The sequence below is a fragment of the Geobacillus genomosp. 3 genome (assembly GCF_000445995.2).
Lineage (GTDB): Bacteria > Bacillota > Bacilli > Bacillales > Anoxybacillaceae > Geobacillus.
In genome coordinates, this window is the sequence record NC_022080.4 from 460,688 (window position 1) to 480,619 (window position 19,932).

Sequence of the window (19,932 nt, forward strand, 5' to 3'; positions counted from 1 at the left end):
AGCGCCCTGCTTTTGCACAGGACGCTGTTGGTTTTGGGCGAGAGGGGTCAGTTGTCAGCTTCAAGCCGTTGGCCGATCGCTTTAAGCGCGGACAGAAAAAAGCGAATGGCGCGGTTTGTGTCCGGATCATTGAGCGCTTTAAATAGATCGAACAATCCAACCTTTTTGGTCTCGACTGCTGTCTGCTCGTACGCCTCCATGGCGCCGGCGGCGATATGCTCAAGCAATTTGGCCGTTTTTTCCGGGTCGAGCGAAGAGGCGAGGCCGGCCAAGGCGAATGCATGGTTGATCATGGTCGTCACCGGTTTTTGATTGAGCTGGCCGACTACGATTTTGGCCACATTTTCGCGCGACTTTAACAAAGCGTTGGCTGCCTCAAGCAAGCCGCTTTCATGAAGCTGCTCGATAATATCCAATAGTTCGCGGACCGCCTCTTCACTGTCGCCGACAGCGGCTTTTAGCTTTGCCAGCGCTTCCGTCCGCTTTTCCTCTTCGCTCATCTGGCGCTTTTGAATCGTGGTAATCGGTTTAGCCACCGACTTTCACCCCTTTTTCCTCGTCTGTGAGCGGCACGTAATCGCGGCGCTGCCATTTCCGTTCGACTTCAACGCCGTTTTGCGGATGGCGCCGTTTAAAGCGCGGATTCGTGCGCGGCAACGGCGTTTCTCCCGAGCGTTCGATCACTTCCATGCGCACGCGTGTTTGTTTGTAGGCTGGCGTATTTGTGCGATGGTCGGTTTGCGGCCCGGTCAAAATGTTAATGGCGCTCTCATTGGCCGTCGAATGCATCGGCAAAAACAGTTCGTTGCCTCTGACCCGGTCGGTGACAAGCACGCGCATTTTGACGCGTCCGTACGGGGAGATGAGCCGGACGAGCGCCCCGTCGTGAATGCCGCGCTCTTTGGCGAGCTCTGGTGACACTTCAACGAAAATTTCCGGGAACTTATGTTGAATACCTTTTGATTTGTACGTCAAGTTTCCTTCATGGAAGTGCTCAAGCAGCCGGCCGTTGTTCACAAGCAAATCGTACTCCTCCGGATATTGCACCGGTTCGACCCAATCAGCCAGCGCAAAGCGGGCTTTGCCGTCCGGAAAATTGAACCGTTCTTTGTACAACAGCGGCGTATCAGCGCCGTCATGGCTGCCCCAGCATAAGCTGTTCCAGCCTTCGAGCCGGTCGTAGTGCGCCTGTGAGTACAGTGGGGCGAGGCTGGCGATTTCATCCATAATTTCGTTCGGACCGGCGTAATGCCAATCGGCGCCGAGTCGTTTGGCAATTTCTTGAATGATCCACCAGTCTGGTTTTGAATCGCCGAGCGGTTCGAGCGCTTGATAAAACCGCTGAATGCGGCGTTCCGTGTTGGTGAACGTTCCCTCTTTTTCCAAGTTTGGCGCCGCCGGCAAGATGACATCAGCGAACTGCGCCGTTTTAGACAGGAAAATGTCTTGAACGACGACAAAATCAAGCTTTGCCAACGTCTCTTGCACGTGGTTGGCGTTGCAGTCGACAAGCGCCATATCTTCGCCGACGATGTACATCGCTTTCAGCTCGCCGCGCTCGGCCGCTTCAAGCATTTGAATGTTGTCAAGGCCCGGTTTCGCATCGATGCGGACGTCGTACGCCTGTTCAAATTTCGCCCGCGCCGCGTCGTCGGTCACATGTTGGTAGCCCGGCAGCCAGGAAGGGAGTGATCCCATGTCGCACGCCCCTTGGACGTTGTTATGGCCGCGCAACGGGAACGCGCCCGCCCCCGGACGGCCGTAGTTGCCGGTGGCCAACAACAAGTTGGAAATCGCCGCTGACGTATCGCTGCCTCCCGTGTTTTGTGTCACGCCCATGCCCCAAAGGACGCATGTGCCGTCCGCTTCATGGATCATTTCGGCGATGCGGATGAGATCGGCTTTGGTGATGCCGGTCACTTGTTCGGCATAGTCGAGTGTATATTTTTCCAAAAGTTGTTTAAACTCATCAAAGAAATGGACGCGTTCGCGAATGAACGCTTCATCATGCCAACCTTGGTCGATGATGTATTTCGTCACGGCCATCAGCCATACTTGGTCGGTGCCTTGTTTCGGACGGATGAACAAATCAGCCCGCTCAGCCATTTCATTGCGGCGCAAATCGGCGACAATAAGTTTTTGGCCAAACAGTTTATGCGCCCGTTTGACGCGGGTGGCGATGACCGGGTGCCCTTCCGCCGGGTTCGCGCCGATGATGATGACAAGGCCGGCCGAGGCGATGTCATGAATCGTGCCTGAGTCGCCGCCCATGCCGACCGTGCGGAACAAGCCGTCGGTTGCCGGCGATTGGCAATAGCGCGAACAGTTGTCGACGTTGTTCGTTTCAAACACTTGGCGCGCCAGTTTTTGCATTAAATAGTTTTCTTCGTTGGAAATTTTCGATGACGAAATAAACCCGATGGCGTTGCCGCCGTATTGCCGCTTGATCGCGCCCAGTTTTTCGGCGACGAGATCGAGCGCTTCGTCCCACGTCGATTCGACGAACACATCGTCTTTGCGGATGAGTGGTTTGGTCAGACGTTCCTCGCTATTGACAAAATCCCAGCCGAACTTTCCTTTGACACATGTGGAAATGGCGTTGACCGGCGCTTCGGAAACCGGCTGGATTTTTAAAATCTTCCGCCCTTTCGTCCAGACTTCAAACGAACAGCCGACACCGCAGAACGTGCAAACCGTTTTCGTCTTTTTGATTCGCTGTTCACGCATGGCGGCTTCAATTTCGGAAACGGCGAAAATGGCGGTGTAGTTCGGCTCCACCTCTTTGACAAACTCGATCATTGGGTTGAGCACGTCCTTGTCCAGCCCTGTCATAAACCCGGCTTCGCCGAGCATCGATTTTTCCATTAACGCGTTGCACGGGCAGACGGTGACGCAATGTCCGCAGCTGACGCATGACGACTCGTTGATCGGCACCCCGCCGTCCCACACCACGCGCGGCCGCTCGGCGCTCCAGTCAATGGACAGCGTCTCATTCACTTGCAAGTTTTGGCACGCTTCCACGCATTGCCCGCAGGCGATGCATTGGTTCGGGTCATAGCGGTAAAACGGATGCGACATGTCGACTTCGGACGGGTCGACTTTCGGGCGGTACGGATACGTTTGATGTTCAATTTGCATCATTTCCGCGGTGTTGTGGAGCTTGCAGTTGCCGTTGTTGTTGTCGCACACTGTACAGTACAAGAGATGGTTTTCCAACAGGCGGTCCATCGCTTCTTTTTGCGCTGCTTTTGCCCGCGGCGAGCCGAGTTCGACGGTCATGCCGTCCTCAACCGGCGTCGCACAGGCGCGAAGAAGTGTTCCGTTAACTTCAGCGATGCACGTGTCGCACGTCTGAATGGCGCCAAGCTCCGGCGTGTAACAAACTTGCGGATGTGAGAGGCCGTGTTCATTGACGGCTTCTAAAATGGTCATCCCGGGCTTGGCGAGGTAGGCACGCCCGTTGATGGTGATCGTCACCATTTGCGCTTCCATGATCGTTCCCCCTTTGTCAAAATAAAAAACTCCACCCGCGACGAGACGAATGCTTCATCGTGGTGGAGTAGTTCTTTAGCATGGCGGTACTAAACAACCAACCCAGCATCTGCTAGAATCGTAGAAAAATAACAAGGCGACGTTCGGCCTTATTATTTTTCCACTATGTATACATTTGCTATGATTTATTATAGTATGGCCGGGTGGAGAACACAATGGATTCGCAAGAAGTTTTTCAAGCGCTGACGAAAGGATGGGGTGCGGATGTCAAAAAAGGAAGCCGCTTTCAACGATATTGTGCGCAAGGTGCGCAAACAGTTGTTTGGCAAAGGTCCGGAACGGATTAAAACGTATTTTGTCGATAACTTGGCGATTTCCATTTTGCACGGCAATTTGACGCCGACGGAGAAATTTATCGCCCGCACGCCGGAAGGACGGGACATGGTGCATGCGGCAAGAACAAAAATGATTCAAGACGTGTACGCCCAGCACGTGCCGGATGGCATGGAAGAGCTTGTCGGTTCGAAGCTGCTTCACTTGTTCAGCGACATTAAAATCGAGGAAGATATGGCCGTTTCGGTATTTGTATTTGAAAAGCCGATTGAATTGTGACGATTTTGTGAACAAAAACAATTGTTTTTCGCCGCTGTTCATGATATGCTTATCAATAGATTCGCGATATGGAAAAGAGGAGAAGCCTTGCCGGCTAAACGGTTTTGCCCGCTTGGCAGGCAGGTTTCGGAAACGGATGTGCGTTGGTTTCGCTGCAGAAATGCTGGGCGCAAACTACCGCCGCTTTTCGCAGGCAGAAGGATGATTCGCCTTCTGGATCGAAAGGCGGCGGTTTTATTTTGGACTAGGGAGGAGGGGAATTGGTTGGACGGGGTTGCGGCAAAAAGAAGGACTATTGTCAAATACCGCAATGGGCAGCTGGCCGGGGAGGAAGATCAGATCGCGCTTGAGTTTCCGCTGACAGTGGTAGTCAATGGTGAGGAGTTTGCGACGATCGTCTGCACACCGGAGTATGTCGACGAACTTGTCACCGGTTTTTTGGCGTCTGAAGGGGTGATTCGTGTAAACGATGACATGAAAGGAATGACGATCGACGAAGACCGGGGTTTCGCGTATGTGGAACTCAGCTCGGGCGGACTGCCGGCGAAACAGTTTTACGCGAAACGATTCATCGGCTCATGCTGTGGAAAAAGCCGGCAATTTTATTTTTACAATGACGCGAAAACCGCTAAGACGATTGTTGGCGGCATTACCGCCAAGGCGGATGACTGTCTGCGCTTAATGAAAGCGCTGCACGAGCAGTCGCTTGATTTTGCGGCAACCGGCGGCCTTCATAATGCGGCACTGGCCACGCCTAATGGGATTGTCGCCATCCGCTCTGACATCGGTCGCCACAATGCGCTCGATAAATTGTACGGTTACTGCCTGCGCCAGCGGGTGGTGATGAAAGATAAGCTTATTGTATTCAGCGGACGCGTTTCGTCGGAAGTGCTCTTGAAAGTGGCAAAAATGGGCGTAAGCATTCTGTTGTCGAAATCGGCACCGACGACATTGGCGCTTGATTTGGCGGACGAACTTGGAATTACCGTTGTCGGCTTTTTGCGCGGACGGGAGTTTAATGTATATACGCATGAACATCGAATCGTAGTGGAATGAAGGGGGAGGAGAAGCCATGAAAAATCGTTGGCTTATTGCGCTTTCTGCTGTTGGCATCCATATCTCGATAGGATCTGTGTATGCATGGAGCAATTTTACCAATCCATTAAAACAGTTGTTTGGATGGTCCGATCAGGAAGTAGCGCTCACGTTCAGCATTGCGATTTTATTTTTAGGATTGTCGGCTGCGTTCCTCGGTCATTTTGTTGAAAAACATGGGCCGCGGAAATCTGGGCTGTTGGCTGCCATCTTCTTTGGCCTTGGAGTGACGGGTTCCGGCTTGGCTGTTGCGCTTGGCTCGAAATATCTCTTGTATTTGTTTTACGGCGTGTTGGGAGGAATCGGCCTCGGTGTCGGATACATTGCGCCAGTATCGACGCTTGTGAAATGGTTTCCGGATCGCCGGGGCTTGGCTACCGGGCTTGCCATTATGGGATTTGGTTTTGCAGCAGCGATCGCGAGTCCAGTCATGAACAGCCTTATTACTTCCGTGGGCGTGCAAAATACGTTTTTCATTTTAGGCGTTACATACTTTCTCATTATGACTGCGTCTTCTCTTTATTTGGAAAAGCCGCCAGAGGGGTGGCTCCCGGAAGGATTTAAGGAAAAAGTGAAAGAAGGAAAGGCTAAGCCTTTGCTCGATTTAGCGCAACTGACTGCCAACGAAGCTGTAAAAACAAGACGATTTTGGTATTTATGGATTATGCTGTTTATTAACGTTACATGCGGGATCGCCATTTTAGCAGTTGCCAAACCGCTGGCGGTGGAAAGTATCGGCATCAGCCAAACGGCCGCTGCGGCATTAGTGGGGGCTATTGGCGTATTTAATGGATTAGGACGCATCGGTTGGGCGTCGGCCTCTGATTATATTGGGCGTCCGAACACATATACCACATTTTTCGTCTTACAAATCGTCATTTTCTTCCTGTTGCCGAATGTATCGATCAAATGGTTGTTTGTCATTATGTTGACAATTGTCTATACGTGCTATGGAGGCGGCTTTTCCTGTATTCCGGCGTATATCGGCGATTTGTTTGGCACCAAACAACTGGGTGCGATTCATGGTTATATTTTGACTGCTTGGGCAGCGGCCGGGCTTGTGGGGCCGATGTTTGCCGCGTATATTAAGGACACGACCGGCTCTTATGAAGGTAGTTTGGCCTTTTTTGGCGGTTTGTTTGTTATCGCTTTCATCGTTTCATTGCTCGTGCGCACTGATATTCGCCGATTGCGCGCCCAACATGAGCAAATTGTCTATGTTTCTGCCGCTAAAGAAAGTTAAGAACGATTTCCTTCTGTATTTTCCCCGGCATGCGGCATGCCGGGGGTTTTTGGTATAATGGGGTGGACAATAGGCATCATGGAGGAAAGACAGTGAAAATCACAACGTGGACTAAACGATTTTCGGCGCGTGAGTTTCAGCGCGATTTGCTTGAGTGGTTCGCCCGTGAGCGCCGCGACTTGCCGTGGCGCCAAGACCGCGATCCATACAAAGTATGGGTGTCGGAAGTGATGCTGCAGCAGACGCGCGTCGAGACGGTTATCCCGTATTTTGAAAAGTTTATGGAACAGTTCCCGACGCTTGAGGCGCTCGCCGAGGCTGAAGAAGACGAAGTGCTGAAGGCGTGGGAAGGGCTTGGCTACTACTCGCGCGTCCGCAATTTGCACGCGGCGGTCAAGGAAGTGAAGGAGCGGTATGGCGGGAAGGTGCCGGATACTCCGGAGCAGTTTTCGAGGCTAAAGGGAGTCGGGCCGTACACAGTCGGGGCGGTGTTGAGTCTCGCCTACGGCGTGCCGGAGCCGGCGGTGGACGGCAATGTCATGCGCGTGTTGTCGCGGTTGTTTTTCGTGACAGACGATATTGCGAAGCCATCGACGCGAAAACGGTTTGAACAAATCGTCCGCGAAATCATGGCGTACGAAAATCCCGGGGCGTTCAACGAAGCATTGATTGAGCTTGGCGCCCTTGTTTGTACGCCGCGCCGCCCATCGTGCCTTCTTTGCCCGGTGCAATCCCATTGCCGGGCGTTTGCTGAAGGGGTGCCGGAGGAACTGCCGGTGAAAACGAAAAAAACAGCGGTTAAACAAGTGCCGCTCGCGGTCATGGTGCTGATTGACGAAGGAGGACGCATTCTTATCCGCAAGCGCGATCATACCGGTCTGCTCGCGAACTTATGGGAATTTCCGAGCTGTGAAATGAACGGTGAAGGCGATAAAGAGACATTGGAGAAGATGTTTTTGAATGAGCAAGGTTTCAAGATCAAGCTTGAAGAGCCCATCGCTTCATTTGATCATGCTTTTTCCCATTTAGTTTGGAAGCTGACCGTATTTTATGGACATTTGCTTGACGGCGGGCGGGTGGAGAAGCCGTATCGGTTGGTGTCAGAAAGGGAGTTGGAGGCATACGCATTTCCCGTGTCGCATCAGCGCGTTTGGCGCGAATATAAAGAACAGGCAGGCGACGCGCGCCGCCTGCCTTAATCAGGCACCGCCATCGTGCCGTTTGTATACGTCGCTTCGCGGCGCCCGAGGCCGCCGCGCGCTTCGATTTCCTCGATAATTTCACGGTAAATCGTTTGCCCTTCGACGTTTAAATACGGAGCGATTTGCTGGAATGAATGGTGAAAGTGAGCGAGCTCATCGTCCGTCCATTCCGTTTTCGGGATCATGGACAGCTCCGTCATATCGCGGCCAACGTACATAGGCTGCGCCTCCTTCGCGATGGAATTCGGCTATATTATACGTAAAGGGGCGGAAAAACATGAGTGGAAAAGTAGCGGTCGTAACAGGAAGCAGCCGCGGCATCGGCAAAGCCATTGCGCTGCGGCTGGCGCAAGAAGGATACGATATTGTCGTCAATTATGCCCGCAGCAAAACTGCGGCTGAAGAAACGGCGCGTGCCATTGAGGCGCTTGGGAGAAAAGCGCTCATTGTAAAAGCCAATGTAGGGGACGTTGAGAAAATCCGGGCGATGTTTGCCCAAATTGATGAAACGTTCGGGCGGGTCGATGTGCTCGTGAACAACGCCGCCTCCGGCGTGCTGCGCCCGGCGTTGGAACTTGAGGAGACGCATTGGAACTGGACGATGAACATCAACAGCAAAGCGCTTCTCTTTTGCGCTCAAGAGGCGGCGAAACGAATGGAGCGAGTCGGCGGCGGAAAAATCGTCAGCATCAGCTCGCTCGGGTCGATCCGCTACTTGGAAAACTACACGGCTGTCGGTGTTTCGAAGGCGGCGCTTGAAGCTCTCACGCGGTACCTGGCTGTCGAGCTGGCACCGAAAAATATCGCCGTCAACGCCGTTTCCGGTGGGGCGGTCGATACGGAGGCGTTGAACCATTTTCCGAACCGCGACGAGCTGCTCGCCGATGCGGCGGCCAATACCCCGGCCGGGCGCCCGGTCAAGCCGGATGATCTTGTCAATGCGGTGTTGTTTTTATTATCAGATGCAGCCGAGATGATTCGGGGACAGACGATCATTGTTGATGGCGGAAGATCTTTACTTTTATAATGCCGGCGGATAGAACGGCTGCCTCCCGGGCATAGTAAGGCATGTGGAGGTGAGAACAATGGCCAAACAACCGAACAAAACATTCGCTGGCACGAACATTCAAGAAGTAAGACAACAAAATGCACAATCGGCTCAAGCGGCTCAAGCTACTCAAGCTGGTCAGTTCGGCACCGAGTTTGCGGCTGAGACGAATGTGCAGCACGTAAGACAACAAAACGCGCAAGCGGAAGCCCGCAAGGCGCAAAACGTCAACCAATAACCAGTCTTGACGGATGGCCGGCGCCGCCGATCGCCAATAGCAGCGCATGCTGCCAAGAGAGCGCAGGCAACAGGCCGGATAGGGAAGGCAAAAAGCAGGGGCAGCACGCCTCTGCTTTTTTGTCGACAAAATCTTCCATCCCTCTACATGATTAGTGAAAGGATTTGAAAAGTTTGGCCGCGAAATGATAAAGCAGATGACAGGACAAAGGGGAAGGGAGAATAGGATGAGCATGGAACAAGTTTGGATGGAAGATTGGGAAGAAGCGCTGTTTTTGTGGCATGAAATGGAGCGCTGCCGGGAGATTGTCCGCCAGTTGGATGAACTCGAACGCGAAGCGCCGACCTCTGCTCTTCGCGAGGAAGTACGGCAAATGAAACGGCAAGTGGAAGACATTCGCCGTGCATTTCTTGGGCGGATGTCGTCTGGTGCTTGAAGCGGCGTCCGCATGGAATGCGCGCTGCCCCACCCGGCCGCTTCGACGGGGCGGTCCACTTTTCTTTTCATTTATGAAAGGAACAAGGTATAATAGGGGAAGAAGCTCCCAGCGGAAAGTAGGGAAGAATGATGCCAGCATACCCTCGGGAAGGGAAAATCATTCAAATCCATAGCTACAAACATAATGGGACAATTCACCGCATTTGGCAGGAAACGGTCGTGTTAAAAGGGACGCCATCGTATGTGATCGGCGGCAACGATAAGACGCTTGTCATGGAAGCAGACGGCCGGACGTGGGTGACGCGCGAGCCGGCGATTTGTTTTTTTCATGCCAAGCACTGGTTTAACATTATTGCCATGATCCGCGAGGACGGAGTGTATTATTACTGTAATTTAAGTTCGCCGTTCGTTTGGGATGAGGAAGCGCTCAAATACATCGATTATGATTTGGACATTAAAGTGTTTCCGGATATGACGTACATGTTGCTCGATGAGGATGAGTACGAACGGCACCGCCGCGAGATGCACTATCCGGATGTGATCGACCGCATTTTAAAAAACAATGTCCATAAGCTCGTTGGCTGGATTCAAGAACGAAAAGGGCCGTTTGCGCCCGAGTTTATCGACAAATGGTACCCGATGTTTCAAGCTTACCAAAAATAAATAGCGGCACGAAAAAAGCCTGTTCGGCACCGCTGACAGGTTTTTTCTGCTTTTTCAAGGGGGAAATCGCCATGGGCAGCATCCGCCGATATTGGCAGTTTGTCCGTCCATACCGTTGGCATATTGCCGCAACGATGGTAATCGGCATTGTGAAGTTCGCCATTCCGTTGCTCATTCCGCTGCTGTTGAAGTTTGTCGTTGACGATGTTATTGCCAACCGCATGCTATCGCTTGAAGAGAAGACAACCCGCCTTTGGCAGGCGTTGGCGGGGATGCTTGTCATCTTTCTGATCATCCGCCCGTTTGTCGAGTATTATCGGCAATATTTTGCCCAATGGACGGCAAGCAAAGTGCTGTATGACATTCGCCAGCAATTATTTCGCCATATGCAAAAGCTGAGTTTGTCGTATTACGCCAACCACCGGACGGGGGAAGTGATTTCGCGCGTCATTCACGACGTCGAGCAAACAAAGGAGTTTATTGTTACCGGACTGATGAATTTATGGCTCGATATGGCCACGATCTTGATCGCTTTGGCGATTATGGTGAACATGGATGTCAAGATGACTCTCGTTTCCATAAGCACGCTGCCGCTTTACGCGTTTGGGGTCAAATATTTTTTTGGTCGCCTGCGCCAACGCACCCGCCAGCGCTCGCAGGCGCTTGCTGAGCTGCAAGCGTATTTGCATGAGCGAGTGCAAGGAATGCCGGTTGTGAAGAGTTTTGCGATTGAAGCTGAGGAGCAACGCCGTTTCTCGAAACAAAACGGCCATTTTTTAGCGAAGGCGCTCAGCCATACGAGCTGGAACGCCAAATCGTTCGCCGCGGTCAACACGATTACCGATATCGCACCAATCGTTGTCATCACTTATGCGGGTTATGAAGTAATTACGGGGCAAATGACCATCGGTACAATGGTTGCCTTTGTCGGCTATATCGACCGGCTGTATACGCCGCTGCGCCGTCTCGTTAACGCCTCGACGACGTTGACGCAGTCGTTTGCCTCGATGGACCGTTTGTTTGAGTTTTTGGATGAGCGGTACGACATTGCCGATATGCCTAGGGCGGTTGAATGCCGTGATGTGCGCGGAGAGATTGTGTTTGACGGCGTTACGTTTTCTTATCGGCAGGAAGATCCTCCGGTGCTTCGCGATGTGTCGTTTTCCGTTAAGGAGGGAGAAACGGTGGCGTTAGTCGGCCCAAGCGGCGGTGGCAAATCGACGTTGGTGAGTTTAATCCCGCGCTTTTACGATGTGACCGGCGGCCGCATTTTGCTTGACGGCGCCGATATCCGCTCGTTTCGCGTCCGCAGCTTGCGCGATCATATCGGCATTGTATTTCAAGACAGTTTTTTGTTCAGCGACTCGGTGAAAGAGAATATTTTGCTTGGAAAGCCGGATGCGACCGATGAGGAGGTGGTCGCCGCGGCCAAAGCGGCGAACGCCCATGAATTTATTATGAGTTTGCCCGATGGCTATGATACGAAAGTCGGCGAGCGCGGCGTCAAGCTTTCCGGTGGGCAAAGGCAGCGGATCGCCATCGCCCGCGTTTTCTTGAAAAACCCGCCGATCTTGATTTTTGACGAGGCGACTTCGGCGCTTGATTTGGAAAACGAGTACTACATTCAAGAGGCGCTCGAGCGGCTGGCGAAACATCGGACGACATTTGTCGTCGCTCACCGCCTGTCAACGATTACTCATGCCGACCGTATTTTGTTCATCGAGAATGGGCAAATTGTCGAAAGCGGCACGCATGAGGAGTTGATGGAAAAGAGAGGAAGCTATTATCATTTGTTTACGATCCAGCAGTTGCAGTAGTAGGCAAAAATATTAATGTTATTGAAAAAAAAGATAAAAAAGCGGCTTTATCTTGGATAAACCCGCTTTTTTTCTTTTTCGTCTTTTTTAATAATTTTAATTTTTTATAATATTATATTGTCTTGTGAAGAAAGGCATGGCATAATTTTTCACAGAGGGAAAAGATTTCACTGCGTTGATTGGCAAGGGGGCGAAGAGATGGCACAAGCGCCTTTATTGGAAGTGCAGGGGCTGCGAACATCGTTTTTCACGGACGAGGGGGAAATCCCGGCCGTGGACGGTGTCGATTTTTTCATCCGCGAAGGAGAGGTGCTCGGCATCGTCGGTGAATCGGGGTGCGGCAAAAGCGTCACATCACTATCGATTATGGGGCTGCTGCCAAAAGGAATCGGCAAAGTGATGAGCGGCTCCATTTGGTTTAAAGGCGAGAATTTAGTTGAAGCTTCCGAGCGGCGGATGAAGCAAATTCGCGGCAATGAAATCGCCATGATTTTTCAAGAGCCGATGACTTCGCTCAACCCGCTATTTACAATTGGGAACCAACTCGTTGAGGCGATCCGTCTTCATACGAACATCGGAAAAAAAGAAGCGAAAGCGCGGGCGGCTGAGATGCTCAAACTCGTCGGCCTGCCGCGCGCGGAACAGATGTTGGACGAATACCCGCACCAGCTGTCAGGGGGGATGCGCCAACGCGTCATGATTGCTATGGCGATGGCGTGCCGACCGTCCCTCTTGATTGCGGACGAACCGACGACGGCGCTCGATGTGACGATTCAAGCGCAAATTTTGGCGCTGATGAAAGAATTGAATCAGACGTTCGGCACAGCGGTGATGATGATTACCCACGACTTGGGGGTTGTCGCTGAACTATGCGGCCGCATCATCGTCATGTATGCGGGCCAAATCGTGGAGGAAGGGACCGTCCAGGCGATTTTTCGGCGGCCTCAGCACCCTTACACCGCCGGTTTGATCCGCTCGATCCCGGATATTCGCGGCAAAAAGGAGCGCCTCTATTCGATCCCTGGTCAAGTGCCAAGGCCGGGAACTGTCCGCCGCGGCTGTCGGTTCGCCGAGCGGTGTGAATATGCGGTTGACCGCTGCCGCCAAGAAGATCAGGAGCTTTACGAAACGAGTGAACAAGGACACCGTGCCCGCTGCTTTTTGGCGTTAGAGAGGGGAGGGGCAGCCGATGAGCGAACCGTTGCTCGAAGCGAAAGGGCTTAAAAAATATTTTCCGATTACCGGGGGGATTTTTGGAAGGCGAGTTGGGACGGTCAAGGCGGTCGATGATGTGACGTTCACCGTGTACCGCGGTGAGACGCTCGGCATCGTCGGCGAATCAGGCTGCGGCAAGTCAACGACGGGTCGAATGTTGCTGCGGCTCATTGAGCCGACGGACGGTTCGATCATATTTGAAGGAAAAAATGTAACCGCTTTAGCGAAAGCGGAGTTGCGCCGGCTGCGGCGCGATATGCAAATGATTTTTCAAGATCCGTTCGCTTCGCTCAATCCGCGTCATACGGTTGAAAAAATTTTGGAAGAGTCGCTCATCGTTCACGGCATTGGATCGAAAGAAGAGCGGAAGCAGCGGGTGCGGGAAATGCTTGAGGTGGTCGGACTCGGTTCGTATCATGCAAAACGCTACCCGCACCAGTTCAGCGGCGGCCAGCGCCAACGCATCGGCATCGCGCGGGCGCTCATGACCAATCCGAAGCTGATCATTGCCGACGAGCCGGTTTCGGCGCTTGATGTTTCCATTCAAGCACAAGTGCTCAATCTGCTTGAAGATTTGCAAAAGCAGTTTGGCCTTACATACATTTTCATTGCCCATGACTTAGGAGTGATCCGCCATATTAGCGACCGGGTCGGCGTCATGTATTTGGGACGAATGGTCGAATTGGCGGACAGCGAATCGTTGTATGAATCGCCGAAGCATCCGTATACAAAGGCGCTTTTGTCCGCCGTGCCAATTCCGGACCCTGACCATAAAACAGAACGACAGTTGCTTTCCGGCGATTTGCCGAGCCCGGCCAATCCGCCGCAAGGGTGCGCGTTCCATACACGTTGCGCATTTTGCATGGACATTTGCCGTGAGCGGCGTCCGGAATTGAGGGAAGTAGCCGACGGGCATTACGTTGCTTGCCATTTATACGAACCGGGCGGGGAGCAACGTGATGATAGACAAGTTAAACAGAAGGGGGAAATGTGATGAAGAGAAAATCATGGTTCAAGTGGATGGGGCTGCTGCTGGCGTTTCTGCTTGTGTTGGCCGGCTGCGGCAAGTCGAAAGAAACGGCGGGAGGCGGCGAAAAGGCGCCGGTCCAAGACACGCTTGTTTATGGGCGTGGCGGCGACTCCGTGTCGCTTGACCCGGCGACCGTGACCGATGGCGAATCGCTGAAGGTGACGAAAAACATTTTTGATACGCTGCTTGACTACAATGACAACGATACGTCTGTCAAACCGGCATTGGCGACAGAATGGACGATTTCCGAAGACGGGCTGACGTATACGTTCAAGCTGCGCCAAGGGGTGAAATTCCACGATGGCACTGATTTTAATGCGGAGGCAGTCGTCTTTAATTTTGAACGTTGGGCCAATGGCAACGCTGACACGTTCCCGTATTATGGATCGATGTTTGGCGGCTATAAAAATGACGAAAGCCATGTGATCAAAGAGGTTAAGGCGGTTGATGAATACACGGTGCAGTTTGTGCTGAAGCGTCCGCAAGCGCCATTCTTGAAAAACATCGCCATGACGCCGTTTGCCATTGCCAGCCCGGCGGCGGTTGAAAAATACGGCGACAAATTTGGGGAACATCCAGTTGGCACCGGACCGTTCGTCTTTAAAGAATGGAAGCGGAACGAACGGATCGTGCTCGAGAAAAATAAAGATTATTGGGAAACAGGTTATCCGAAGCTGAATCAGCTCATTTTCGTATCGATTCCGGATAACTCAGCGCGTCTCAATGCGCTGTTAAAAGGCGAAATTGACATCATGGAAGATTTGAATCCAACCGACTTGAAACAAGTGGAAGGGAATCAAGAGCTGCAAATTTTTAAACGCCCGTCGATGAACGTCGCTTACGTCGGGTTAACGGCGACGAGAGGGCCACTGAAAAACAAACTGGTGCGTCAGGCATTGAACTATGCCGTTGATAAAAAAGCGATCATTGATGCGTTCTACGCCGGCCAGGCCGAACCGGCGAAAAATCCGATGCCGCCGAGCATCCCGGGTTATAACGACGCCATTCAAGACTATCCATTTGACTTGGAAAAGGCGAAACAGCTGCTGGCGGAAGCCGGGTACCCGAATGGATTTGAAATCGAGCTTTGGGCAATGCCAGTGCCGCGCCCGTACATGCCGGACGGACAAAAAATCGCTGAAGCCATTCAAGCGAATTTCGCCAAAATCGGCGTGAAAGCGAAAATCGTAACATATGAATGGGCGACCTATTTAGACAAGCTCGCTAAAGGAGAGGCGGACACTTTCTTGCTTGGCTGGACGGGCGACAACGGCGACGCGGATAACTTCTTGTACGCGCTCCTTGACAAAGACAGCATCGGCAGCAACAACTACACCTATTTCTCGAACGATGAGCTGCATAAAATTTTGGTCGAAGCGCAAACGGTGAGCGACGAAAACAAACGGAACGAACTGTATCAAAAAGCGCAAGAGATCATTAAGGAAGAAGCGCCATGGATTCCGCTTGTCCATTCGACTCCGCTGTTGGCCGGCAAGGCAAATATTCAAGGATTTCATCCTCACCCGACCGGCTCAGACAAGTTTACGAAGGTCGAATTTCAATAATCGACCAAGAGAGGGGAAGGAACTCATCCTCCCCCTCTTTGTTTCCGCATGTTCAAGGGAGGGAGATTTGGATGTTATCGTATGCCGTCCGAAGGGTGCTGATGATCATTCCGGTGTTATTCGGCATGTCGCTTATCGTGTTTTTCATGATCCGCGCAATCCCCGGCAATCCGGCGCAAGTGATTTTGGGGCAAAAGGCGACGAAAGAAGCAGTGGCTGCCTTGACGCATAAGCTCGGATTGGACGAGCCATGGTATGTGCAATATGCCAACTATGTTGGCGGACTGTTGCGCGGCGACTTAGGCGAGTCGATTCGCACCGGCGCTCCCATTGCGGAGGAAATTTGGCCGTACTTGGCCGCCACGATCGAGCTGTCGTTCGCAGCGATGCTTATTGCGGTGATCATCGGAGTGAACGCCGGCATTATTAGTGCCTGGTTTCAAAACTCGTGGTTCGATTATAGTGCGATGGTGCTGGCTCTCCTTGGTGTTTCGATGCCGATTTTTTGGCTCGGGTTGATGGAACAATGGCTGTTTTCCATCCAATTGGACTGGTTGCCGACGTCGGGACGGGAGGACGTGCGCAATCCGATCGAGCCCATCACTCATTTCTATTTGCTTGATGCGTTGCTGGCAGGGGATACGGAACAGTTTTGGCAAGTCGCGCGGCACCTCATCTTGCCAAGCGTTGCCTTAGCGACCATCCCGATGGCCATTATTGCCCGCATGACGCGTTCAAGCATGCTCGAGGTGATGAAATCGGATTACATTCGCACGGCTAGAGCGAAGGGATTAAGCATGTTTTGGGTTGTGTACAAGCATTCGTTAAAAAACGCCGTTATCCCGGTATTGACGGTGATCGGCCTGCAGACAGGGCTATTGCTTGGCGGAGCGATTTTGACTGAAACGATCTTCAGCTGGCCCGGCATCGGCCGCTATATTTACGATGCGATCGGTTACCGTGATTATCCGGTCATCCAATCAGGTATTTTGATTATCGCCGCCATTTTTATTTTCATCAACTTAATTGTCGACTTGCTTTATGCGGCGATTGATCCGCGCATTAAGTACAATTAGGGGAGGGGGAGCATATGGCGGAATTGGCGCGCACACCGGCAACGTCACCGGCAGCGGTCGAAGAAGAAAAGACCGTTTCGCTATGGGGAGAAGCGTGGCAGCGGTTTCGGAAAAATAAGATGGCCCTTGTCGGGGCAGGGATCGTCCTGTTTTTTATTGTCATCGCCATTTTAGCACCATGGTTGGCGCCGTACGATTACAAAGAACAACAATTGGCCGAGCGGCTGCAGCCGCCTTCTAGCGAGCATTGGTTTGGGACCGATGATTTCGGCCGCGACATTTTCTCCCGCGTCATTTACGGGGCCCGCATTTCGCTATGGGTCGGATTTGTTTCCGTGCTCGGATCGATCGTTGCCGGTTCATTGCTTGGCATTGTCGCCGGCTACTATGGGCGTTGGATCGATGGAATCATTTCACGCCTGTTTGATATTATGCTGGCGTTTCCGAGCATCTTATTGGCGATCGGCATCGTCGCCGTGCTCGGTCCCTCTTTGCAAAATGCCCTCATCGCCATCGCGGTTATTAACGTGCCAAACTTCGGGCGGTTAATCCGGTCGCGGGTGTTAAGCATTAAACAGGAGGAGTATATTATGGCGGCCAGAGCGATCGGCATGAGCGATTGGCGCATTTTGTTTCATCATATTTTGCCCAATAGCTTCACCCCCATTATCGTGCAAGGGACATTGGCGATCGCGACGGCCATTATCGAGGCGGCGGCGCTTGGCTTTTTAGGGCTCGGGGCCCAACCGCCGAACCCGGAGTGGGGAAAAATGTTGTCTGATGCCAAAGACTTCTTGACCCAGGCACCATGGACGATGATTTTCCCGGGGTTGGCCATTATGTTGACGGTGCTCGGGTTTAACTTAATGGGCGACGGGCTGCGCGACGCGCTTGACCCGCGGATGAAAAACTGAGACAGGCGGCCTGCTAGGAGCGGCCGCCTGCTGACTTTTCGAGCCGTTTGGCCAATTCGTCATCGTAATGGTAATGGTGAAAACTATCAATTAACTTGTCTAAATGCTCAAGCCGGTCTCCATAATCAATGATTGCGCCGATTAACGAAAATAGGCGGTAATCGGAAGGCGGCTGCCCGTCGGCGTAAAACATAGAGGTGAGCCGCTCCCGTTCACGATCGATGCCTTCCACCCATACGTGATGGGGAAGCGGCTTCGCTTGATGGACAAACTTCAGCAACATCTGCTCATGGTACCCAACCAAGCTGCCAAGATGCAGGCAGATGGCGTGGTGAAACGGGTCAGGCAGGCGGCCCAACTCATTCTCAAGGCGATGGAGCCATTTTAATACGGACAGCGCCCGGTCGGCTGAGGCGATCATTTGCCGATACAGCACAAGCTTGCGCGACTTTTGGAAGCGTTGGCGCCGAAAATAGGTGCGTTCTTCTTTATACATCAAATACAAGTGCTCCAGTTTCGTCATTTCCTCGTGCAACGTTTCGATCTCGTCCTTTAAGTGATGATGATCGGCCGCCTGCTGTTGATAAAGGCGGATCCATTTCAAAATTGCTTCTGTCTCATCGCGAATTTTTTCGTACAATTTCTTTTCATACTTGGGCGGCAAAAAAATCAAGTTGACAAGAAAGGCGGCGAAAATGCCGAGCATAATGGTTAAAAAACGGATGGCGGCAAACTCGATAAACTGGCGTTCTGTATATTCCATAATCGCGATGACGGTCACAAGCGCCACCGAAATTGTCGACGATTCAAGGCGCATTTTTAGGCAAAGAGCGATCACAATCATGAGTGTCAAGCCGACGATCAGTGGATCGCGACCGAGGATAAGAACGGCGACGATCGCGAACAAGGCGCCGATTACGTTCGCTTGCACTTGTTCGATTAACGATAAATACGAACGATAAATGGTCGGCTGCATGGCGAACACCGCGGAAATGCCGGCGAACACCGGAGATGGAAAATGAAAGAGCGCTGCTAAAAATAAGGCAAGTGCCACTGCGATCCCCGTTTTAAAAATGCGGGCACCGAGCTTCATCTATGGAAACCTCTCCTTTTTCGTTTTCGTAGACCATTCAGTACTATACACACTTTTAGATATGAGCGCAAGGGAAAAAATATAACGCCCTGCCGAAAACGGCAGAGCATTGAAAAGGTCAAAAGGCGATCGGGGTATCGGCGGTGCGCCGATTGGAGAGACGGGCACTCACTTCTTGACGGAAACGGGCGCTGTCAAGCCACCGCATTTGCCCGGCAGCAGAGCGGATGAGCGCTAGCGGCTGCCCCGGAGCCAACGGTTTGGCAGTATTGTCATACGGCTCGGAGGCGATGAACAAACGGGAAGGAGTGTCCGTTTTCCAAAGCGTCCCGTCTGTGCCCGCAATCCATATGGCTTCCTGTTCTGAGCTGGCCGCAAATAGCACTTGTGTTTGTTTCAGAGACGCCAAGCCGTCTTGCTTGGACACATCCGGCGCAAAAGCGAATCCGGCTGCCTCGATCAGGCTGTAGCCGTGGTTATAAATGAGCGTTTCGACTGCTGAGGCGGGTGTTTCAGCGCTATGAACAAGCATGCCGGCTGAACCGAGACGCTTATAGCGAAGGGGGGCATCGGCTTGCCCGACATAGGCGAACACGGAAGCTGAGGCGAGAAATGGATGGGATACATCCGGTTCGCGCAGCAGTTCGGCCGGTGTGGTAGCTTGATAGACGACATGGACGTGGCTGAGCGAGGCGATGCGAACGTGCGGATCGCGTTCCATTGCAGCCGTCAGCCGAAACAAACGATCCGGTAAGGAAAACACATCACACGGCAACATGGCAATTTGCCAAAACAAAGTGTTTTGGTCGGCGGATGGCCGGATGGATTCGAAAAGAAGGACGAAGCCAAACTGTTTGCAAAGTTGGCGAAGATGCACCTGAACCGGCTTAACATCAGCCGAGCGGGAAATGTGCACATGGCCGACAGTGAAATGATCGTTTGTCGCAATTTCTGGGTTTTGTCCGGCATTGGCGAGTTTCTCCATCCATAGTTTGCGCGGGATGTCCAGCTGGATGACGGCGCTTTCTTTTGCCGGATGATTCCATTGAACAAGTGTCTGAAGGACAGCTTGAACATGCTCGTTGGTTGGGATGTTCCGTTTTTCCACTGCCGCCAACAACAAGGCACCGCGTTGTTCCACTCCGTTTGGCGAACGATATGCGTGTTGCTCCATGTATATTAGGCGCGGTC

19 protein-coding genes are annotated in these 19,932 nt (G+C 52.4%); 14 read left to right on the forward strand and 5 right to left on the reverse strand.

The genetic code is table 11. The annotated features are described in order from the left end of the window. Positions 1-47: 47 nt before the first annotated feature. Together M493_RS02380 and fdhF are read right to left on the reverse strand one after the other, a co-directional pair. Entirely contained in the window at positions 48-536 is a 489-nt protein-coding gene (locus M493_RS02380; RefSeq protein ID WP_020958683.1) for a DUF1641 domain-containing protein, read from the reverse strand. Further along, positions 529-3,492 carry a formate dehydrogenase subunit alpha gene (fdhF, locus tag M493_RS02385; RefSeq protein ID WP_020958684.1) on the reverse strand — a complete coding sequence of 988 codons (2,964 nt, stop codon included), beginning with the start codon at positions 3,490-3,492 and terminating at the stop codon, positions 529-531. The genes M493_RS02380 and fdhF overlap by 8 nt, the downstream gene beginning before the upstream one ends. 264 nt (positions 3,493-3,756) lie before the next feature. Here fdhF and M493_RS02390 point away from each other — a divergent pair, with 264 nt between their 5' ends. The 4 genes from M493_RS02390 to mutY all read left to right on the forward strand — a co-directional run bounded on the left by M493_RS02390 (position 3,757) and on the right by mutY (position 7,641). Beyond that, positions 3,757-4,104 (forward strand): DUF2294 domain-containing protein, encoded by a 348-nt coding sequence (locus tag M493_RS02390; RefSeq protein WP_020958685.1) that lies wholly within the window; start codon positions 3,757-3,759, stop codon positions 4,102-4,104. Positions 4,105-4,368: 264 nt separating this feature from the next. Continuing rightward, the gene (gene fdhD / locus M493_RS02395; RefSeq protein WP_020958686.1) at positions 4,369-5,160 is read left to right on the forward strand and encodes a formate dehydrogenase accessory sulfurtransferase FdhD; all 792 of its coding nucleotides are present in this window, start codon (positions 4,369-4,371) and stop codon (positions 5,158-5,160) included. Positions 5,161-5,176: 16 nt separating this feature from the next. Beyond that, positions 5,177-6,442, forward strand: coding sequence for an OFA family MFS transporter (locus tag M493_RS02400; RefSeq protein WP_020958687.1), 1,266 nt, complete (start codon positions 5,177-5,179; stop codon positions 6,440-6,442). A 98-nt stretch (positions 6,443-6,540) separates the two neighbouring features. After that, on the forward strand, positions 6,541-7,641 hold the full coding sequence (gene mutY, locus M493_RS02405; RefSeq protein WP_200865283.1) for an A/G-specific adenine glycosylase: 1,101 nt from the start codon (positions 6,541-6,543) through the stop codon (positions 7,639-7,641). On the opposite strand, the gene M493_RS02410 is transcribed toward mutY, so the two are convergent. Then, positions 7,638-7,862 (reverse strand): hypothetical protein, encoded by a 225-nt coding sequence (locus M493_RS02410; protein WP_020958689.1) that lies wholly within the window; start codon positions 7,860-7,862, stop codon positions 7,638-7,640. The genes mutY and M493_RS02410 overlap by 4 nt on opposite strands. Before the next feature lie 59 nt (positions 7,863-7,921). Between M493_RS02410 and fabL the strand changes: the two genes are divergently transcribed. The 10 genes from fabL to nikC all read left to right on the forward strand — a co-directional run bounded on the left by fabL (position 7,922) and on the right by nikC (position 17,648). Further along, positions 7,922-8,671: an enoyl-[acyl-carrier-protein] reductase FabL gene (fabL, locus tag M493_RS02415; RefSeq protein ID WP_020958690.1), complete on the forward strand. Its 750-nt coding sequence runs from the start codon at positions 7,922-7,924 to the stop codon at positions 8,669-8,671. A 58-nt stretch (positions 8,672-8,729) separates the two neighbouring features. Further along, positions 8,730-8,930, forward strand: coding sequence for a gamma-type small acid-soluble spore protein (locus M493_RS02420; protein WP_020958691.1), 201 nt, complete (start codon positions 8,730-8,732; stop codon positions 8,928-8,930). Between the two features lie 226 nt (positions 8,931-9,156). Continuing rightward, positions 9,157-9,366 (forward strand): YgaB family protein, encoded by a 210-nt coding sequence (locus M493_RS02425; protein WP_020958692.1) that lies wholly within the window; start codon positions 9,157-9,159, stop codon positions 9,364-9,366. Positions 9,367-9,497: 131 nt separating this feature from the next. Beyond that, positions 9,498-10,031: a DUF402 domain-containing protein gene (locus M493_RS02430; RefSeq protein WP_023817473.1), complete on the forward strand. Its 534-nt coding sequence runs from the start codon at positions 9,498-9,500 to the stop codon at positions 10,029-10,031. A 71-nt stretch (positions 10,032-10,102) separates the two neighbouring features. After that, complete coding sequence (locus tag M493_RS02435) at positions 10,103-11,848, forward strand: ABC transporter ATP-binding protein (protein ID WP_020958694.1); 1,746 nt, start codon at positions 10,103-10,105, stop codon at positions 11,846-11,848. A gap of 198 nt (positions 11,849-12,046) precedes the next feature. Next, a complete protein-coding gene (locus M493_RS02440) occupies positions 12,047-13,072 on the forward strand; it encodes an ABC transporter ATP-binding protein (RefSeq protein ID WP_020958695.1) in 1,026 nt (341 codons plus the stop codon). Then, positions 13,038-14,057 carry an ABC transporter ATP-binding protein gene (locus tag M493_RS02445; RefSeq protein WP_020958696.1) on the forward strand — a complete coding sequence of 340 codons (1,020 nt, stop codon included), beginning with the start codon at positions 13,038-13,040 and terminating at the stop codon, positions 14,055-14,057. Before M493_RS02440 ends, M493_RS02445 begins: the two co-directional genes overlap by 35 nt. Next, positions 14,057-15,658: an ABC transporter substrate-binding protein gene (locus tag M493_RS02450; RefSeq protein ID WP_020958697.1), complete on the forward strand. Its 1,602-nt coding sequence runs from the start codon at positions 14,057-14,059 to the stop codon at positions 15,656-15,658. The genes M493_RS02445 and M493_RS02450 overlap by 1 nt, the downstream gene beginning before the upstream one ends. 71 nt (positions 15,659-15,729) lie before the next feature. Next, positions 15,730-16,734 carry an ABC transporter permease gene (locus M493_RS02455; RefSeq protein WP_020958698.1) on the forward strand — a complete coding sequence of 335 codons (1,005 nt, stop codon included), beginning with the start codon at positions 15,730-15,732 and terminating at the stop codon, positions 16,732-16,734. A 14-nt stretch (positions 16,735-16,748) separates the two neighbouring features. Beyond that, positions 16,749-17,648, forward strand: a complete 900-nt coding sequence (gene nikC, locus M493_RS02460) for a nickel transporter permease (RefSeq protein WP_020958699.1) — start codon at positions 16,749-16,751, stop codon at positions 17,646-17,648. A gap of 13 nt (positions 17,649-17,661) precedes the next feature. On the opposite strand, the gene M493_RS02465 is transcribed toward nikC, so the two are convergent. After that, the gene (locus M493_RS02465; protein WP_020958700.1) at positions 17,662-18,741 is read right to left on the reverse strand and encodes an FUSC family protein; all 1,080 of its coding nucleotides are present in this window, start codon (positions 18,739-18,741) and stop codon (positions 17,662-17,664) included. A 118-nt stretch (positions 18,742-18,859) separates the two neighbouring features. After that, positions 18,860-19,915, reverse strand: a complete 1,056-nt coding sequence (locus tag M493_RS02470) for a hypothetical protein (RefSeq protein ID WP_020958701.1) — start codon at positions 19,913-19,915, stop codon at positions 18,860-18,862. Positions 19,916-19,932: the final 17 nt, after the last annotated feature.

Excerpts from the sequence above, each read along its gene's own strand:
- M493_RS02435 (WP_020958694.1), top strand. The coding sequence starts at position 10,103 with ATGGGCAGCATCCGCCGATATTGGCAGTTTGTCCGTCCATACCGTTGG.
- M493_RS02425 (WP_020958692.1), top strand. The coding sequence starts at position 9,157 with ATGAGCATGGAACAAGTTTGGATGGAAGATTGGGAAGAAGCGCTGTTT.
- M493_RS02420 (WP_020958691.1), top strand. The coding sequence starts at position 8,730 with ATGGCCAAACAACCGAACAAAACATTCGCTGGCACGAACATTCAAGAA.
- M493_RS02455 (WP_020958698.1), top strand. The coding sequence starts at position 15,730 with ATGTTATCGTATGCCGTCCGAAGGGTGCTGATGATCATTCCGGTGTTA.
- M493_RS02450 (WP_020958697.1), top strand. The coding sequence starts at position 14,057 with ATGAAGAGAAAATCATGGTTCAAGTGGATGGGGCTGCTGCTGGCGTTT.
- M493_RS02470 (WP_020958701.1), bottom strand. The coding sequence starts at position 19,915 with ATGGAGCAACACGCATATCGTTCGCCAAACGGAGTGGAACAACGCGGT.
- M493_RS02430 (WP_023817473.1), top strand. The coding sequence starts at position 9,498 with ATGCCAGCATACCCTCGGGAAGGGAAAATCATTCAAATCCATAGCTAC.
- M493_RS02410 (WP_020958689.1), bottom strand. The coding sequence starts at position 7,862 with ATGTACGTTGGCCGCGATATGACGGAGCTGTCCATGATCCCGAAAACG.
- nikC (WP_020958699.1), top strand. The coding sequence starts at position 16,749 with ATGGCGGAATTGGCGCGCACACCGGCAACGTCACCGGCAGCGGTCGAA.
- M493_RS02445 (WP_020958696.1), top strand. The coding sequence starts at position 13,038 with ATGAGCGAACCGTTGCTCGAAGCGAAAGGGCTTAAAAAATATTTTCCG.
- M493_RS02400 (WP_020958687.1), top strand. The coding sequence starts at position 5,177 with ATGAAAAATCGTTGGCTTATTGCGCTTTCTGCTGTTGGCATCCATATC.
- M493_RS02390 (WP_020958685.1), top strand. The coding sequence starts at position 3,757 with ATGTCAAAAAAGGAAGCCGCTTTCAACGATATTGTGCGCAAGGTGCGC.
- fdhF (WP_020958684.1), bottom strand. The coding sequence starts at position 3,492 with ATGGAAGCGCAAATGGTGACGATCACCATCAACGGGCGTGCCTACCTC.
- M493_RS02465 (WP_020958700.1), bottom strand. The coding sequence starts at position 18,741 with ATGAAGCTCGGTGCCCGCATTTTTAAAACGGGGATCGCAGTGGCACTT.
- M493_RS02440 (WP_020958695.1), top strand. The coding sequence starts at position 12,047 with ATGGCACAAGCGCCTTTATTGGAAGTGCAGGGGCTGCGAACATCGTTT.
- fabL (WP_020958690.1), top strand. The coding sequence starts at position 7,922 with ATGAGTGGAAAAGTAGCGGTCGTAACAGGAAGCAGCCGCGGCATCGGC.